Origin of the sequence: Polynucleobacter sp. MG-28-Ekke-A2 (assembly GCF_035012985.1) — a bacterium.
Taxonomy (GTDB): Bacteria; Pseudomonadota; Gammaproteobacteria; order Burkholderiales; family Burkholderiaceae; genus Polynucleobacter.
In genome coordinates this window covers 152,945-170,274 of record NZ_JAYGQU010000001.1, presented here as the reverse complement: position 1 = coordinate 170,274, position 17,330 = coordinate 152,945, and the positions used below count along the sequence as shown (strand labels likewise).

18 protein-coding genes and 1 other RNA gene are annotated in these 17,330 nt (G+C 47.0%); 9 read left to right on the top strand and 10 right to left on the bottom strand.

The window, feature by feature from the left end; translation table 11 throughout:
* Positions 1–8 precede the first annotated feature (8 nt).
* From VC188_RS00920 to ruvB, 7 genes are all read left to right on the top strand, one after another.
* On the top strand, positions 9–1,166 hold the full coding sequence (locus VC188_RS00920) for an FAD-dependent monooxygenase (RefSeq protein ID WP_215321037.1): 1,158 nt from the start codon (positions 9–11) through the stop codon (positions 1,164–1,166).
* A 128-nt stretch (positions 1,167–1,294) separates the two neighbouring features.
* The gene (gene dusB / locus VC188_RS00915; RefSeq protein WP_323482735.1) at positions 1,295–2,311 is read left to right on the top strand and encodes a tRNA dihydrouridine synthase DusB; all 1,017 of its coding nucleotides are present in this window, start codon (positions 1,295–1,297) and stop codon (positions 2,309–2,311) included.
* 53 nt (positions 2,312–2,364) lie between these two features.
* Positions 2,365–2,604, top strand: a complete 240-nt coding sequence (locus tag VC188_RS00910) for a helix-turn-helix domain-containing protein (protein ID WP_072582732.1) — start codon at positions 2,365–2,367, stop codon at positions 2,602–2,604.
* 52 nt (positions 2,605–2,656) lie between these two features.
* On the top strand, positions 2,657–4,237 hold the full coding sequence (gene purH, locus VC188_RS00905) for a bifunctional phosphoribosylaminoimidazolecarboxamide formyltransferase/IMP cyclohydrolase (protein ID WP_323482734.1): 1,581 nt from the start codon (positions 2,657–2,659) through the stop codon (positions 4,235–4,237).
* Between the two features lie 25 nt (positions 4,238–4,262).
* Positions 4,263–4,790: a crossover junction endodeoxyribonuclease RuvC gene (gene ruvC / locus VC188_RS00900; RefSeq protein ID WP_323482733.1), complete on the top strand. Its 528-nt coding sequence runs from the start codon at positions 4,263–4,265 to the stop codon at positions 4,788–4,790.
* 29 nt (positions 4,791–4,819) lie between these two features.
* Positions 4,820–5,401, top strand: a complete 582-nt coding sequence (gene ruvA / locus VC188_RS00895) for a Holliday junction branch migration protein RuvA (protein WP_323482732.1) — start codon at positions 4,820–4,822, stop codon at positions 5,399–5,401.
* A gap of 26 nt (positions 5,402–5,427) precedes the next feature.
* Positions 5,428–6,492 (top strand): Holliday junction branch migration DNA helicase RuvB, encoded by a 1,065-nt coding sequence (gene ruvB / locus VC188_RS00890; protein WP_323482731.1) that lies wholly within the window; start codon positions 5,428–5,430, stop codon positions 6,490–6,492.
* Here the strand turns inward: ruvB and tyrS are convergent.
* A complete protein-coding gene (tyrS, locus tag VC188_RS00885) occupies positions 6,489–7,721 on the bottom strand; it encodes a tyrosine--tRNA ligase (protein ID WP_323482829.1) in 1,233 nt (410 codons plus the stop codon). The genes ruvB and tyrS overlap by 4 nt on opposite strands.
* Before the next feature lie 76 nt (positions 7,722–7,797).
* On the opposite strand from tyrS, the gene VC188_RS00880 reads away from it, so the two are divergent.
* The gene (locus VC188_RS00880) at positions 7,798–8,925 is read left to right on the top strand and encodes an anhydro-N-acetylmuramic acid kinase (protein ID WP_323482730.1); all 1,128 of its coding nucleotides are present in this window, start codon (positions 7,798–7,800) and stop codon (positions 8,923–8,925) included.
* 18 nt (positions 8,926–8,943) lie between these two features.
* Here VC188_RS00880 and erpA read toward each other — a convergent pair whose 3' ends face one another.
* The 4 genes from erpA to rplM form a co-directional block, all read right to left on the bottom strand.
* The gene (erpA, locus tag VC188_RS00875; RefSeq protein WP_068319574.1) at positions 8,944–9,318 is read right to left on the bottom strand and encodes an iron-sulfur cluster insertion protein ErpA; all 375 of its coding nucleotides are present in this window, start codon (positions 9,316–9,318) and stop codon (positions 8,944–8,946) included.
* A gap of 68 nt (positions 9,319–9,386) precedes the next feature.
* Positions 9,387–10,445 (bottom strand): N-acetyl-gamma-glutamyl-phosphate reductase, encoded by a 1,059-nt coding sequence (argC, locus tag VC188_RS00870; RefSeq protein WP_323482828.1) that lies wholly within the window; start codon positions 10,443–10,445, stop codon positions 9,387–9,389.
* Positions 10,446–10,565: 120 nt separating this feature from the next.
* Entirely contained in the window at positions 10,566–10,967 is a 402-nt protein-coding gene (gene rpsI, locus VC188_RS00865; protein ID WP_072582726.1) for a 30S ribosomal protein S9, read from the bottom strand.
* Positions 10,968–10,976: 9 nt separating this feature from the next.
* Positions 10,977–11,405: a 50S ribosomal protein L13 gene (rplM, locus tag VC188_RS00860; RefSeq protein WP_072582725.1), complete on the bottom strand. Its 429-nt coding sequence runs from the start codon at positions 11,403–11,405 to the stop codon at positions 10,977–10,979.
* Between the two features lie 409 nt (positions 11,406–11,814).
* On the opposite strand from rplM, the gene VC188_RS00855 reads away from it, so the two are divergent.
* Positions 11,815–12,237, top strand: a complete 423-nt coding sequence (locus VC188_RS00855; RefSeq protein ID WP_323482729.1) for an OsmC family protein — start codon at positions 11,815–11,817, stop codon at positions 12,235–12,237.
* Here the strand turns inward: VC188_RS00855 and rnpB are convergent.
* The 5 genes from rnpB to nudB all read right to left on the bottom strand — a co-directional run bounded on the left by rnpB (position 12,238) and on the right by nudB (position 17,330).
* Positions 12,238–12,544, bottom strand: an RNA gene (rnpB, locus tag VC188_RS00850) — RNase P RNA component class A.
* Between the two features lie 59 nt (positions 12,545–12,603).
* Positions 12,604–13,671 carry a dihydroorotase gene (pyrC, locus tag VC188_RS00845; protein ID WP_416350477.1) on the bottom strand — a complete coding sequence of 356 codons (1,068 nt, stop codon included), beginning with the start codon at positions 13,669–13,671 and terminating at the stop codon, positions 12,604–12,606.
* Positions 13,655–15,016 (bottom strand): glycerate kinase, encoded by a 1,362-nt coding sequence (locus VC188_RS00840; protein WP_323482727.1) that lies wholly within the window; start codon positions 15,014–15,016, stop codon positions 13,655–13,657. Before VC188_RS00840 ends, pyrC begins: the two co-directional genes overlap by 17 nt.
* Before the next feature lie 9 nt (positions 15,017–15,025).
* Positions 15,026–16,849, bottom strand: coding sequence for an ABC transporter ATP-binding protein/permease (locus tag VC188_RS00835; RefSeq protein WP_323482726.1), 1,824 nt, complete (start codon positions 16,847–16,849; stop codon positions 15,026–15,028).
* A 37-nt stretch (positions 16,850–16,886) separates the two neighbouring features.
* Positions 16,887–17,330 (bottom strand): dihydroneopterin triphosphate diphosphatase, encoded by a 444-nt coding sequence (nudB, locus tag VC188_RS00830; RefSeq protein ID WP_323482725.1) that lies wholly within the window; start codon positions 17,328–17,330, stop codon positions 16,887–16,889.

Below are 17,330 nucleotides of genomic sequence, written 5' to 3'. Positions count from 1 at the left end.
TAATAAAAATGAATTCATCTCATTGCGATATCTTGATTCAAGGCGGCGGGCCAGTTGGGCTTGCTTGTGCTGCCTGGACCCTGCAGAAATTCCCCGAAGCAAAGATTATTTTGCTTGATCGCAACCCCGTAAATGACAACGATCTTGCAAGTGCCGACAGCCGAGGCATTGCCCTATCGCACGGCAGCAAACTCTTGCTCGATACGATTAATGCATGGCCAAAAGAGTTTGCAGAAATTCATCGAGTGCATGTTTCGCAAGCGGGTCGCTTTGGCCGCGCGCTGATGACGCGTGAAGAGCTCAAGCAAGATGCGCTAGGGCACATTATTCGTTATCGCGACATTCATATGGCTCTGCGTCACTCCTTACGGGCTATTCAAGCAAAGAGCCCTAACTTCGTTTGGAAGCACATCAATCCGGATGTCGAGGAAAAAAGCATCTACGCTCAATGCATCGTGCATGCTGAGGGTGGTTTATTTAAGACGCAAGACTGGGTTGAATCTGGACGCGACTATGGGCAGTCAGCCCTCGTAGGTTTAGTTGAGGTTGAGAATGCGGAACCTCATCAAGCTTGGGAACGTTTTACTGCTGAAGGTCCGTTAGCCGTTTTACCAAGTCACTACGGACATCATATTTTGAATCTGGTTTGGTGCGGCTCGCCAGAATCGTCGCAGCATCGCTTGCAACTGAGTGACACAGATTTCTTAGTTGAACTACAAAAAGAATTTGGTTCACGGATTGGACGTTTTCTGAAAATTCAAGATCGTCGTTTATATGAACTTGGCTTGAACTATCGCAAAGCGATTACTCATGACAATGAGGTTTGGGTTGGCAATGCCGCTCAAACTTTGCACCCAGTAGCGGGTCAAGGCCTGAATTTAGGATTACGAGATGCCTTCTTACTGTCGGAGAAGTTAGTTGAGGTATTTTCTGGGGCTGCCGAGAATCAATCTCCAGCAGACATCCAAAATGCACTCCAGAGTTACGCTCAAAGTCGCAAAGCTGATAGAACAACAACCATCGGACTGACAGACTTTATGGCTAGAGTATTTACATCCAATTTAGCCCCAGTTGTTGTAGCCCGTGGATTGGCTTTAAGCGCCCTGCAGTGGCTTCCGCCGTTCAAGACAGCCTTAGCTCGCCAGATGATGTTTGGTAGGCGCTAAAGCCCTTAAATCACCCTCAAAATATAAGCATTCTCTGTTTGATCTGTAGCAAGCAATCTGCCTAAAAATTAGGCAGATTTGAGCCTGACTGTGCTAAAGTGTCATGCTTTCCGCCCAAGCCCTTTCAGATGAACATTGGTCCTCACCTCCTCGCAAATAGATTATTTGTAGCCCCTATGGCTGGGGTAACGGACCGCCCATTTAGGCAGCTTTGCAAGAAATTGGGCGCCGGATATGCCGTATCCGAAATGGTGGCCTCAAATGCCCTTCTTTGGAAGAGTGAAAAGACTCAACGCCGCGCCAACCATGTTGGTGAATTCAAGCCGATTGCCGTTCAAATTGCCGGGGCTGACCCCGCGATGATGGCGGCAGCTGCAAAAATAAACGTTGATCATGGCGCTCAGATTATTGACATCAACATGGGTTGCCCGGCCAAAAAAGTTTGCAATGTTGCAGCTGGTTCCGCCCTATTGCGAGATGAGCCTCTGGTGCAGCAAATTCTAGAAGCGGTTGTAAATGCCGTTGGTGTCGGTCCAGATGCGGTACCAGTTACTTTGAAAATTCGTACAGGCTGGGATCGTGAACATAAGAATGCCATTGAGATAGCGCGTCTCGCAGAAAAATCTGGCATCTCCATGCTGACGGTCCATGGCCGCACGAGAGCAGACCTGTATCACGGTGAAGCAGAGTATGAAACGATTACGGCAGTCAAAAATAGTGTGAAGATTCCGGTAGTGGCTAATGGTGATATCACCAGCCCAGAAAAGGCAGAGCAGGTTATAAAGCTCACTGGTGCTGATGCCATCATGATTGGTCGAGCTGCTCAAGGTCGCCCTTGGATCTTCCGTGAAATCAACCACTATCTTGAAACCGGTGGCAAGCTGCCAACCCCGGAGATCAATGAGATTCAGGGCATCATGAATGCCCACCTCTTAGACCACTATGAGTTTTATGGTGAGTATATTGGCCTGCGAACTGCACGTAAACATATTGGTTGGTACTGCAAAGGGCTGCGTGACTCCCACGCATTTCGCCAGCGCATGAATACTGCCGACGACTGTAAAACTCAACTGCAAATGGTCAATGATTATTTTGACGAAATGAAATCCCATTCTGACCGCTTGTTATTTTTGGAAGCGGCATAGTTTTAGCTTAAATTAATTTCTTTATTTTTTTGTTTTTGTATTGATAGATTGTTATGACCAATAAGCACCCAATTACCGAATGTATTGAAACCCAATTGCAGGGTTACCTGAATGACCTCAAAGGAACTGCACCAACTGATATCTATGACATGGTATTGGCCGTTGTTGAAAAACCGATGCTGGAATTAGTGATGCAACATGCCAAGCAGAATCAATCACTGGCAGCGCAATATCTAGGCATTAATCGCAACACCCTGCACAAGAAGTTGGTTGAACATCAACTTCTGAAGTAACCGCAAACTTTACTAATAACAAAGCCATTTTTTAAATTAAGCTCCGAAAACCATGATCCGTACAGCCCTACTCTCCGTCTCCGATAAAAATGGCATCGTGCCTTTTGCTAAAGCCCTCCACGAACAAGGCATTAAGCTCATTTCTACTGGCGGCACAGCAAAACTCTTGGCCGAAAACAATCTGCCTGTTGTCGAAGTTTCTTCTTTAACGAAATTTCCGGAGATGCTGGATGGTCGCGTAAAAACCCTTCACCCAATGGTCCATGGTGGCCTATTAGCTCGCAGAGATTTCCCGGAACATATGGCAGCCCTGAAAGAGCATGGCATCGACACCATTGATATGCTCGTCATCAATCTTTACCCCTTCAATGAGACTGTTGCTAAGGAAAGCTGCTCATTCGAAGATGCCGTTAAAAACATTGATATCGGCGGCCCAGCGATGTTACGTGCAGCAGCTAAAAATCACCAGGACGTTACGGTATTGATCTCACCAGAAGATTACGCTCCTGTCTTAGCAGAAATGAAGGCTAACAAGAATGTTGTTTCTTACAAAACCAATTTGGCTTTAGCGAAAAAAGTATTTGCCCATACCGCACAATACGATGGTGCGATTGCTAACTATCTCTCAGCATTAGGTGATGACTTAAATCACAAGGCCCGCTCTGCTTATCCCGAAACTTTGCACCTTGCCTTCGAAAAAGTCCAAGAGATGCGTTACGGCGAGAATCCACACCAATCTGCAGCATTCTATAAAGATATTTACCCCGTCGATGGCGCGCTAGCCAATTACAAGCAGTTGCAAGGGAAAGAACTCTCTTACAACAATATTGCTGATGCAGATTCTGCCTGGGAATGCGTCAAGAGCTTTACTGGCAACGCTGGTGGTGCAGCAGCTTGCGTCATCATCAAGCATGCTAACCCTTGTGGTGTAGCTGTTGGTGCTACCGCGCTTGAAGCCTACCAAAAAGCCTTCAAGACCGATCCTAGCTCCGCCTTTGGCGGCATCATTGCTTTTAACGTGCCCTGCGATGGCGCTGCAGCTGAAGCGATCTCTAAACAATTCGTGGAAGTATTGATTGCGCCTAGCTTTAGTGATGAAGCCAAAGCGATCTTTGCTGCGAAACAAAATGTACGCCTTCTAGAAATTCCATTGGGCACTGCATTTAATACCTTTGATTTCAAGCGCGTTGGTGGTGGTTTGCTTGTGCAGTCTCCTGATGCCAAGAATGTTCTTGAAAGTGAAATGCGCGTTGTCAGTAAGCGCCTGCCAACTCCAAGCGAAATGCACGACATGATGTTTGCATGGCGAGTTGCGAAGTTTGTGAAATCCAATGCCATTGTGTATTGCGCTAATGGGATGACTCTTGGTATCGGCGCCGGTCAAATGAGCCGCGTAGACTCTGCGCGCATGGCTAGCATCAAGGCTGAGAATGCTGGCTTAAGTCTTAAAGGTTCTGCAGTAGCAAGCGATGCCTTCTTCCCATTCCGTGACGGCTTAGATGTGGTTGTTAATGGTGGTGCCAGCTGCGCAATTCAGCCTGGTGGCAGCATGCGTGATGATGAAATCATTGCGGCAGCAAATGAGCATGGCATTGCCATGATCTTTACTGGCACCCGTCACTTCCGTCACTAAGAAAACAAGAAGTTATAAAAAACTCATGCGCTGGATTGGAATCGACCCAGGTTTGCGGACTACCGGCTTTGGAGTCATCGATGTCGATGGCCAAAAGCTGACTTACGTAGCCTCTGGGACGATTGAGAGTGGCGATCCAGCCAAAGGCCTGCCTGAACGCTTAGGCACCCTCTATGCCGGTGTTAAGGAAGTTCTAGAGACCTATAGGCCAGAGTCTGCTGCGATCGAAGAAGTCTTCTTAAACGTTAACCCTCGTTCCACACTCATGTTGGGTCAGGCACGCGGCGCTGTTATTGCCGCTCTCGTTTCAGAAAAACTCCCTGTAGCTGAGTACAGCGCCTTAAGAGTCAAGCAGTCCATTGTTGGCACTGGTAGAGCATCCAAGCCTCAGGTCCAAGAAATGGTGAAGCGCCTCCTGAAACTCAATCGCGCCCCAGGGACTGACGCCTCTGATGCGCTGGGTGTTGCCATCTGCGCCGCCCATCATGCGCAAATACCAAAAGCCATCACTGCAGCCACTGCTGCCTTAGCTCCCAAGAAACGTAGCAAGTAAAAATACACATCACAGGTTAAGATCTCTACATGATTGGTCGCATTCAAGGTACCCTCGTTTCAGTTCACCCTCCTCGTCTCTTGGTCGATTGCCAAGGGATTGGGTATGAGGTAGATGTACCCATGAGCACGTTGTATCAATTGCCTCAGGCTGGTCAAAAGATTACCCTATTGACACATTTTCAAGTTCGCGAAGATGCGCAGCAACTTTTTGGCTTTGCTACTGAAACTGAGCGTGAAGCATTTAGACAGCTGATCAAAATTAGTGGTGTTGGCTCCCGTACGGCACTAGCCGTTCTCTCAGGCATGAGTGTTAATGAACTGGCGCAAGCTATTGCGCTTCAGGAGGCTGGACGTCTCACACAAGTGCCTGGCATCGGCAAGAAAACTGCTGAACGTCTCTGCCTTGAGCTCAAAGGCAAGCTAGCTCCAGACTTAGGCATTACAGGTGACAAACCTCAGGCAATTGAGGCTAGCAGTGAAGTGTTACAAGCTCTCCTTGCTCTGGGTTATTCAGAAAAAGAGGCACTTTTGGCACTCAAGCAAATTCCACCCGATACCAGTATTTCTGATGGCATTCGAATGGGATTGAAGTATCTATCTAAAGCCTAATAGCTAAACAGCACTAAACTCTCAGCATGGCAATACATACAGACGACCTCAGCTCTATTCCTGAAGATTTACCAGAAGGTAATGCCCGCATTGTGAGCGGTGCAGCAGGCAATACTGAAGCCGTCTTTGAAAGAGCGCTGCGTCCCAAACAACTCGATGAGTATGTTGGCCAAACTAAGGCCAGAGCGCAATTAGAGATTTTTATCAGCGCTACGAGAGCGCGCCAAGAAGCTTTAGATCACGTTCTTTTATTTGGGCCTCCTGGACTTGGTAAAACCACTCTTGCTCATATCATTGCAAGAGAACTTGGCGTAAATCTTCGTCAAACTAGCGGCCCAGTGCTTGATAGGCCAGGCGATCTTGCAGCCTTACTCACCAACCTAGAAGAAAACGATGTTCTCTTCATTGATGAGATTCATCGCCTATCTCCAGTAGTAGAAGAAATTCTGTACCCTGCGCTTGAGGACTACAGCCTAGACATCATGATTGGCGAAGGTCCTGCAGCACGCAGCGTAAAGATTGATCTCAAACCATTTACTTTGATTGGCGCGACTACTCGTGCCGGCATGCTCACCAATCCATTGCGCGATCGCTTTGGTATTGTGGCCAGACTCGAGTTCTACACTACTGAAGAGCTCACCAAAATCATTAATCGCTCAGCCAGCTTACTTAAGGCTGATATTGATCCAGAAGGCTCAGTAGAAATCGCCAAACGTGCTCGTGGCACTCCGCGTATTGCTAATCGCCTCCTCAGAAGGGTGCGTGACTACGCAGAAGTCAAAGGCACTGGCACGATTACTAAAGCCATGGCTGATGCAGCACTGAAGATGCTGGACGTGGATCCAAGTGGCTTTGATGTGATGGACAGAAAACTGCTGGAAGCCATCCTGCACAAGTTTGATGGTGGCCCAGTAGGTATCGATAACTTAGCGGCAGCTATTGGCGAAGAGCGTGACACCATTGAAGATGTGCTGGAGCCCTACCTCATTCAGCAAGGCTACCTACAAAGAACTTCAAGAGGCAGGGTAGCAACCCGTCAAGCTTATGAGCACTTTGGCTTAACGCCTCCTAGCAACAACTTAGATATTTAAGCTAGCGTCACTTTCGCAAACTTACGCTTACCTACCTGCACCACATACGTTCCAGCTTCAACCTTTAATTGCTTATCAGCAACGGTTACACCATCAATCTTTACGCCGTTTTGCTCAATATTGCGATTCGCTTCTGATGTTGATGGAGCCAAGCCTGCAGCCTTCAAGAGACTAGCGATTTGCATTGGCGCCCCAGAGAGATTTACCTCTGGAATGTCGTCAGGCACGCCACCTTTAGCACGATGGTTAAAGTCCTCTAATGCTTTCTCTGCTGCAGCTTGTGAATGAAAGCGTGCCACGATTTCTTGTGCGAGAAGTACTTTGCAATCTTTTGGATTTCTGCCAGCAGCAACTTCTTGCTTCATGAGATCAATTTCAGCCATTGGTCGGAATGACAGCAACGTGAAGTAATCCCACATTAAATCATCCGAAATACTTAAGAGTTTGCCAAACATATCGCCAGCAGGCTCGCTGATACCAATGTAATTACCCTTGGACTTACTCATCTTCTCAACGCCGTCCAGACCAACTAGTAATGGCATCGTCAAAATACATTGAGGCTCTTGGCCATATTCACGCTGGAGTTCACGACCAACCAGAAGATTGAACTTCTGATCTGTACCACCCAACTCTAAATCACTCTTGAGCGCAACAGAGTCATAACCCTGCATCAGTGGATATAAGAACTCATGAATCGAAATGGGTATGCCATTGCGATAGCGCTTAGTAAAGTCATCACGCTCCAACATACGCGCAACAGTATGTTTAGCAGCCAACTGAATCATGCCGCGCGCACCCAAAGGGTCGCACCACTCACTGTTGTAACGCACTTCAGTCTTTGAGGGATCGAGCACCATACTCGCTTGACGATAGTAAGTCTCTGCATTGACGGCAATTTCTTCTGCGGTCAATGGAGGACGGGTAGCGTTACGGCCTGATGGATCACCAATCATGCTGGTGAAATCACCAATCAAGAAAATAACGGTATGACCTAAATCTTGTAACTGGCGCAACTTATTCAATACAACGGTATGGCCAAGATGAATATCTGGAGCTGTTGGATCTAAACCCAATTTAATCCGCAATGGCGTCTTGGTAGCTTGGCTACGAGCCAGTTTCTGAACCCAGTCTGCCTCAACCAATAGCTCATCACAGCCACGTTTGGTGACTTCGAGCGCCGCAAAGACTTCGGGGGTCAAAGGATATTTTTGTTCTGGTTTAGCCGTCATGCTGATTCGGATTGCTGATTCAGTTAAATTAGTAGTTAAATTGCTAAAGCATAATTGTCGCATTCCTGAGAGCCCCATGAACAAACCCCATTCCCTCTATATTGGCCTGATGTCCGGCACCAGCCTGGATGGGATAGATGCCGTTCTGGCCAAAATTGGCCCCAATGGGGAAGCTAGCGCTCTAGAGGCAATTAGCACCCCTTTCTCAGCGGAGCTCTGCAAGACCCTGTATGAGCTTCAAAGTCCTGGCCCAAATGAGCTCCATCGCGAAAAACAGGCAGGCAATGCCCTGGCCCTGGCCTATGCAGAAGCAGTTAGCCAGTTGCTCAAAAAAGCAAATCTACAGTCTTCTGATATCGCCGCCATCGGCGCACATGGACAAACAATTCGTCACCAACCTCATCTAGGTGATTGGGCATACACACATCAAACACTCAACCCAGCCCTCTTGGCAGAAAAAATGGGGATTGATGTGATTGCGGATTTTAGAAGTCGGGATTTGGCTGCGGGTGGGCATGGTGCGCCTTTAGTCCCCGCGTTTCATGCACAGCAATTTGTAGAAGATAAAAATTTAGCCATTCTCAATATTGGTGGCATTGCTAATCTCACACTGCTTCCAAAGAATGGTGAAGTCACCGGTTTTGATTGTGGTCCTGGAAATATGTTGATGGATGCTTGGATATACGAGCACCAAGGCAATACCTTTGATGAAAATGGTAATTGGGCATCGCAGGGTAAAGTCAATGAAGCATTACTTGAGAAAATGTTGTCTGATTCTTTCTTTGTAAAAGCTCCACCCAAGAGCACTGGTAGAGACGACTTTCATATTGCTTGGTTGCAAGAAAAAATAGGTGCTGATAATTATCTTTCCGAAGATGTGCAAGCTTCATTGCTGCACCTCACTGCCCACTCAGCCCTCGAAGCTTTAGCACGTCATGCCCCGCAAACCCAAAAGCTGATTATCTGTGGGGGCGGCGCCAGAAATAATGCCTTGATGAATTTATTCAAAGTGAAGTCGCAGCATTTCTTCAAAAAGCCATTAGAAATTACTACAAGTGAGTCGGCAGGAATTGATCCACAGCTAGTAGAGGGCCTTGCCTTTGCATGGCTTGCATGGGCCCACAAAGAAAAACGGCCAGCAAATTTGCCAGCCGTTACGGGAGCGAAGGGGCCTAGAATTCTAGGTGCTTGCTATCCCGCTTAAATCATTAAATTCTTTTATTTAAGCAGAGAAAGAAGATCCGCAACCACAAGTAGTTTGCGCATTTGGATTCTTAATCACAAACTGTGATCCGTTGATGTCTTCTTTGTAGTCAATCTCAGCGCCAACCAAATATTGGAAGCTCATTGAATCTACCAACAAGGTAACGCCATTCTTTTCAAAGAGAGTGTCATCTTCATTCACAGCGTCATCAAATGTGAAACCATACTGAAATCCTGAGCAACCACCGCCTTGTACGAATACGCGCAATTTCAACTCTGGATTGCCTTCTTCAGCAATCAAGTCCGCCACTTTCGCAGCAGCGCTATCCGTGAACACCAATGGGGTTGGCGGCTCGGCTAAATCTTGTGCAGGTTGTGTAGCTAATTCGGTCATGATTTACTCCCAATTCAAAAGGCAATGTCTTATTTTAGGCTTTTAATGCCCAGTTTGCTGAAGGGTCATTATGGGGAAACAGCGATCTGGGTAAGACCCATAGTCTCTGGCAACCCAAACATCAGGTTCATGCACTGAACGCCCTGGCCTGAAGCACCTTTCACCAAATTGTCCTCAACTACCAAAATAACTAAAGTGTCACCACCCCCTGGACGATGGATCGCAATCCGAATGCCATTGCTACCCCGTACAGAACGCGTCTCTGGATGACTGCCTGCCGGCATAACGTCGACAAATGGTTCATCCTTATAGAAGCTCTCATACAGCTTTTGGTAATCAACCTCTTTACCAGCCTCAGTCAAACGGACGTACAAGGTCGAATGAATGCCTCTAATCATCGGGGTTAAATGCGGCACAAAGGTCAAACCGATCTGATCATGGCCAGCAATGGCTTTTAAGCCCTGTTCGATTTCAGGGAGATGGCGATGGCCCTTGACGCTATAAGCCTTGAAGTTATCGCTAGCCTCAGACAATAGGGTGCCGATCTCTGCTTTTCGGCCAGCACCAGAAGTGCCTGACTTTGAGTCAGAAATAATATGCGTACCATCGATGAGGTTTTTACCACCGGTCGATTTTGGTGACAGCAAAGGCGCAAGACCTAGCTGTACAGAAGTTGGATAGCAACCCGCTAAACCAACTACGCGAGCCTTCTTAATGGCCTCACGATTAATTTCCGCCAAACCATAAACTGCTTCAGCCAAAATTTCTGGGCAGGTGTGCTCCATGCCGTACCACTTTGCAAATTCTTTAATATCCTTCAAACGAAAGTCTGCGGCAAGATCCAAAATCTTCACATTGTTAGCGAGCAATTCTTTTGCTTGTGCCATTGCAACGCCATGTGGAGTTGCGAAGAACACCACATCACATTCATTGAGCTTGGCTTCATCAGGCGTCGTAAATTTGAGAGCAACACGGCCACGCAAAGATGGAAACATATCAGCCACTGGCATGCCCGCTTCTGTGCGAGAAGTAATTGCAGTGAGCTCTACTTCGGGATGCTGCGCCAATAAACGCAATAACTCTACTCCGGTATATCCAGTGCCACCTACGATGCCAACTTTAATCATGCCATTCTCCAAAATACCGATCATGAGAAGTTTCTTTTAAAACTTCTGAATACCTCAATTGTAGAAACAAAAAGGGCCGCTTGCGCGACCCTTTCGATAAAACTTGAGCGACTGAAAGAATTAGCGCTTGCTGAACTGCTTACGACGACGCGCGCCGTGCAGACCAACTTTTTTACGCTCAACTTCACGAGCATCGCGAGTTACCAAACCTGCTTTAGACAGGGCTGGCTTCAAGGCGTTGTCGTAGTCGATCAATGCACGAGTAACGCCGTGACGAACTGCACCAGCTTGGCCAGTTTCACCGCCACCAGAAACGTTTACTTTGATATCAAAGGTCGTTAAGTGGGCTGTGAGAGCCAAAGGCTGACGAGCGATCATGCGCGATGTTTCACGAGCAAAATAGGCATCGATAGGCTTACCATTAACAATGATTTCGCCTTTGCCAGATTTAATGAATACACGCGCCACAGAACTCTTGCGACGACCAGTACCGTAATTCCAATTTCCGTAATTAATAGCCATTTGGTTTCCTTAAATCTCTAACGCTTTAGGCTGTTGAGCCGTGTGCGGATGATTAGCGTCGCCATAAACTTTCAATTTCTTGATCATGGCATAGCCTAGTGGGCCTTTTGGCAACATACCCTTCACAGCCTTCTCCAAAGCGCGACCTGGGAAACGGTCTTGCATCTTGTCGAAGTTGGTCGAGCTAATACCACCTGGGTATCCGCTGTGACGGTAATAAATTTTGTTCAAGCCTTTTGTGCCTGTGACACGGAGCTTAGATGAATTGATGACAACGATAAAGTCGCCAGTATCAACGTGTGGGGTGTATTCAGGCTTGTGCTTGCCGCGTAGACGGAGTGCCACTTCACTGGCGACACGACCGAGGACTTTGTCCGTAGCGTCAATCACGAACCATTCATGCACTACCTCATGGGATTTTGCAGAAAAAGTTTTCATGATTTCTCAAATTGTTATAGTCAAAAAAATTACCCCAACCAAATTACATCCACCTTGGCCCTGCTTATGTTTGCAAGCTCGCAGATTCTGCAATTTACTTGGTACAACAAATTACCGCTGACCGGCTCGGTAATTCAGTAAAGCCTTGAATTGTAACCTAAAAAAAACCCAGGAACGAGTCCTGGGTTGGAATCCACCTATGTTTGGGTGGAGGAGACACTGGGAGGTAAGTCGCAGTCTTATACAAGACTGACTACCAATATGGTTATTGTATCCATATGCATGGTGCGATGCAAGAATATTGACCAAAATCAATAATTTTATGTTGCTGTGCAGCAACTTGATTTCCCATAAAATAGGTAAACTATTGATAATATTGATTAATTTAGTAAGTTAGGAATCACTAATAATGGAATGTCGAGTAAGTTGGTTGGGTAATGGCGGCATGGCTTTTTCTGGGGAAACTGGCAGTGGCCACCTCGTAAACATGGATGGTGCCCCTGAAGCTGGTGGCAAAAACCTCGCTCCAAGGCCAATGGAGCTGCTTTTAGTGGGTGCAGGCGGATGCTCTGCATTTGATGTGGTTTTAATCCTACAAAGGGCCCGTCAGGCCATTAGTGGCTGTGAAGTAGTCCTCCAGGCTGAGCGAGCTACAGAAGACCCTAAAGTCTTCACTAAGATCAATTTGCACTTTACGGTCAAAGGAAAAGATTTGGATCAGGCAAAGGTAGATCGCGCAGTAAAGCTCTCACATGAAAAATATTGCTCAGCTACGACTATGTTGGCTAAAACTGCAGAACTGACTTACAGCGTCGAAATCATTGCGGAATAAGTGCAGAGTCAATCGATAAGCCGGATTCTGTCGCCTAGATTTGCATCTAGGGGCAATCATTCCTCTAGGCCGGCAGTTACCTGACGGCTCAAGCTCCCTACCCGCAGACTCAGCGGGACGCCTCATCGCCTGCTTACTTGGGATTGCTCCAGGTGGAGGTTACCGCGTTTCACCGTAACTAAATACGCTCGTCTCTGTGGCCCTATTCCTCACGTCGCCGTGGATGGCCGTTAGCCATCACCCTTCCCTATGGAGTCCGGACTTTCCTCCCCCTCAATAAAGAGGCGGCGATTGCCCAATTGACTCTGCGCCTGCAGTCTAACGCAGTCAGGCCAATTTGGCTAAGAAAGTAATGATTCGTGTTTTTTAAACGAGTGACCAGGCGATGGTTTCGCCAGCACGCAGCGGAACGATAGTGGTATCACCTAATGGCAATTCAGCAGGGATGCTTTGCGCTTGCTTTACCAGAGTAATTTTTTTGCTATTGCGTGGCAGAGAATAAAAATCCGGGCCAAAGAAACTAGCAAAGCCTTCTAACTTATCCAGTTTGCCAACACCCTCAAATGCTTCGGCATATAAACCTAAAGCATTAAAGGCGCTATAGCAACCCGCACAGCCACAAGCCGCCTCTTTGGCACCCTTAGCATGAGGCGCACTATCAGTGCCCAAGAAGAAACGAGCATTTCCACTAGTGGCTGCCTCTAATAGAGCAACGCGATGTTCTTCACGCTTAAGCACTGGCAAACAATAATTGTGCGGACGAATGCCACCAGCAAAGATGGCATTGCGATTCATGAGCAGATGCTGCGGAGTAATCGTGGCTGCAATCGTATTCTTTCCACCCGTCACTGCATCACGCACATAGTGAGCGGCCTGCTTGGTCGTGATGTGTTCAAAGACGATTTTGAGCTCAGGAAATTTTTTGCGTAGAGGCTCTAACACCGCATCAATAAAGACCGCCTCACGATCAAAGATGTCAATTTCAGAGCTGGTTACTTCACCATGCACTAAGAGCGGCATACCTACAGCCTGCATCGCTTCTAATGCCCCATGGCAATGTTTAAGATCACTGACACCAGCATCACTATTCGTCGTTGCACCTGCGGGGTATAGCTTAAATGCTGCGATGCCTGCAGTCTTAGCCTTACGAACTTCATCTGCAGAAGTATTGTCAGTGAGATATAAAGTCATTAAAGGCGTGAAGTCACTAACCCCCAGAGACTTTAAATTCGATTCAATGCGAGATTGATAGGCCTTAGCCAAATCCACAGTAGTTACTGGTGGCTTGAGATTGGGCATGATGATCGCACGCGCAAATTGACGTGCAGTATCTGCCAACACATCTTTCATCACTTCACCATCACGAATGTGCAAATGCCAATCATCCGGCTGAATCAGTTGAATTTGTGTAGGGCTATTAGACATAATATTTATCGAGCAAGATGATGCGGAAATCATTCACATTGGTAAGTGTAGGGCCAGTTTCCACTAAAGCGCCAAATTCTGCAAAGAAGCCATAGCAATCATGCGCTGATAAGAATTTCTCTGGAACCAGGCCTGCAGTCTGGCTAGCTTGGCGCACAGCACTATCAAACCAGGCTCCAGCATTCTTTTCGCTGCCATCAATTCCATCGGTATCAGCAGCCAAAGCAGCCATTCTTGGCAAATCAGAGCTAGCAGCCAAAAGTGAGAGCAGGTATTCACTGCAACGACCGCCACGGCCTTTTACATCCGCTGGAATGGTAACTGTACATTCACCACCTGAAATGAGGGCAAGCGGACTATCAATTCCCTTAGCCATATAGTCACGAGCTAACGCAGCCTGCTCCACACCAACTTCTTGCGCCTCACCAGTAATAGTGTCCCCCAAAACAATGGGCTCATAACCCTGCGTGCGGACATACTCAGCGGCAGCTTCTAAACTTTTATAGGCAGTTGCAATCACATGATTGGCCACTTGAGCGGAGATTAAATCAGAATCTTTCAGAGTCTCTGGCTTTTCACCAGCCAAACCTTGTTTGAGATGATTCAATACTGATGCGGGAATAACCGAATCATCCAAATCATATTTTTGCAAAATATTGAGCGCATCTAAATACGTTGAGTAGTCTGCGGCACATGGACCGCTAGCAATATCGGCTGGTGAGTCGCCTGTGACATCAGAAATTAATAAAGCCTCGACTCGTGCGCCACGGGCGATAGCTACTCTAGCTAAATTGCCACCCAAGATTGCAGATAAATGTTTACGCACCACATTCATCTCTTCGATAGGTGCGCCACTACGCAAAAGTGCTTCCGTGGTCTTACGCATGTCATCAATCGAGATACCCTCTTGCGGCAGGGTAAGAAGGCTTGATCCACCACCAGAGACTAAGGCGATCAATACGTCGTCTTTTTCCAACTGATTGGTTAAGGCAAAAACTTCTTTAGCTCCATCCATTCCAGCCTGATCTGGCACTGGATGGCCAGCTTCTACGATCTTGATGAAGGAAGTTGGTGAGTTGTGACCATAACGCGTCAGTACAACCCCCTCTAATTTCACTTGTGGCCAATGGGATTTTGCATAAGCTTCTAATGCACTAGCCATCGAAGCACTAGCTTTACCTGCGCCTACCACTAAACATCTACCTTTGGGTTCTTGTCCGACTGGAAATATCTTTGCTAAGTACTGGGGAACAATGACCTGTGGATCAGCCACTGCCACTGCAGCAGCAAATGCATTTTTAAGAATTGCTTCTTTACTTGCTGCCATAGAGGGAAAAGAACTGTTTTGAGTCATCCAGCTATTCTAATCAACAGTGGCACGCTCTTGCATCTGCCACATCTCCGCGTATCTTCCTTGAGCTGCAAGCAACGCTTCGTGAGTTCCTCGCTCCACAATCTGACCCCGGTCCATCACTAAAATTTGATCGGCATGAATAATGGTTGAAAGACGATGGGCAATAATGAGGGTCGTCCGGTTCTTGGCCAAACTGAGCAGCTCCTCCTGAAATGCGCGTTCTGTTTTGGAATCTAAAGCTGAAGTCGCTTCATCAAAAATCAACATGGCTGGTTTCTTGAGGAGCGTTCTCGCAATCGCCACGCGCTGTTTCTCACCTCCAGATAGCTTTAAGCCTCTCTCGCCGACCTGAGTGTCATAGCCGTCTGGCAAGCGCTTAATAAAGCCATCAATTTGAGCAGCCCTAGCCGCCTCTTGGACCTCTTCAATCGTCGCCGAAGGATCGCCATAGGCAATGTTGTAACCAATCGTGTCATTAAATAAAACGGTGTCTTGCGGAACGATGCCGATTGCTTTACGCAAGCTAGCCTGCGTCACATCTTGAATATTCTGTCCAGCGATCAGAATTTCTCCTGACTGCACATCATAAAAACGGAATAACAATCTGGCGAGAGTACTTTTACCTGCGCCACTTTGACCTACTACTGCAGTAATGGTTCCAGCAGGAATGTTGAAACTGACATCACGCAGAATTTCACGCTTCGCATCATAGTGAAACGAGACATGCTCAAATCTAACATCTGGGCCATGTCCCTGATCGTGAACTTGCAGTGGCCTTGCATCTGGAGAATCAGCAATCTCTTTATCGGTATTCAGCAAAGAAAACATCCGATCCATATCAGTCAATGACTGCTTAATTTCTCGATATATCACCCCCAAGAAATTGAGTGGGATATAGAGTTGAATCATCAAGGTATTTACCAGCACCAGATCACCCAAAGTCATCGTGCCATTGACAACACCGACAGTAGCACGCCACAGAATTAACATTAAGCCCGTGGCAATGATGATCTGCTGGCCAAGATTTAATACGGCCAAGGTCTTTTGTGACTTCACTGCTGCAGATTGATAGCGCAGCAAGTTTTCATCGTAACGCCTGGCCTCAAAGGCCTCGTTACCAAAATACTTCACTGTTTCAAAATTCAAGAGCGAATCAATGGCCTTTTGATTGGCTTTTGAATCCATATCATTCATGGTGCGGCGGTAATGGGTACGCCACTCAGTAACTACAACCGTAAAGACAATATAGAGAACTAAGGCTATGAATGTAATTGCGGCAAACCAAATATCGTATGAATAGGCAAGGTAGCCCAGCACCAAACAAAACTCAATTACTGTTGGCAGGATGCTGTAGAGCGAGTAAGAAATCAGTGACTGAATACCACGGGTACCACGCTCGATATCTCGACTCACACCACCCGTCTGACGAGCTAGATGAAAGCTCAGCGCTAGTGAGTGCAAATGCTCAAATACCTGAAGAGCCACTTTGCGGACGGCATTCTGGGTAACCTTGGCAAATAAAGCTTCACGCAACTCTGTAAACAAGGATGCGGAAATTCTTAATAAGCCATAAGCCAGAATAATTCCCAAGGGAACAGCCAAAAGGGCTTGGGGAGAGCTTGCTTTGATATCCAAAGAGTCAATTAACTCTTTCATCACAATCGGAATGCCCAGATTAACTACCTTAGCTGCAATCAGGCAGCTCAGGGCAATGATTACCCGAAAGCGGTACTCCAAAAGATAAGGAAGAAGATCACGAATGACGCGCCAATCACCGCGCCCTGGTGTTTTTGAATCTGCGCTACCGTGATGATGTCCTGATGAATGTCTCATCGCTCTATCTTATTCCTAATTCACTATTTGACTTGCCTTAGTTCGCAGCGAACAATTTCAGAATAGCCTCGCCATTGCTGCGAGAAAAACACTTCTTAGCAGCCTCTTCATAAGGTAGCCACTCATATGCAACATGCTCTCTAGGAGCCAGTGTAATTGGGGTGTTATCTGGAACTTCTAACGCAAACCAATGCTCGATATTTCGGGTAACCCCTGGGGCATAACGAAAGAGCCACTCAGGATAGATTTCATACTCGATTTGATGATGCATGTTTTGTAATGCGCCTTTGGGTAGGTAATCTACTGCAATCCCAGTCTCTTCAAAAACTTCTCGGGCGGCCGCAAAAGCCAGGTCTTCATCGAGAGCATCAAGACTACCGGTGACAGACTGCCAAAAGTCAGAGCGATCAGCGCGCTCTATTAATAAAACATCCCTATTCGATTTGTAGATAACGACTAAAACCGAAATAGGGATTTTCAA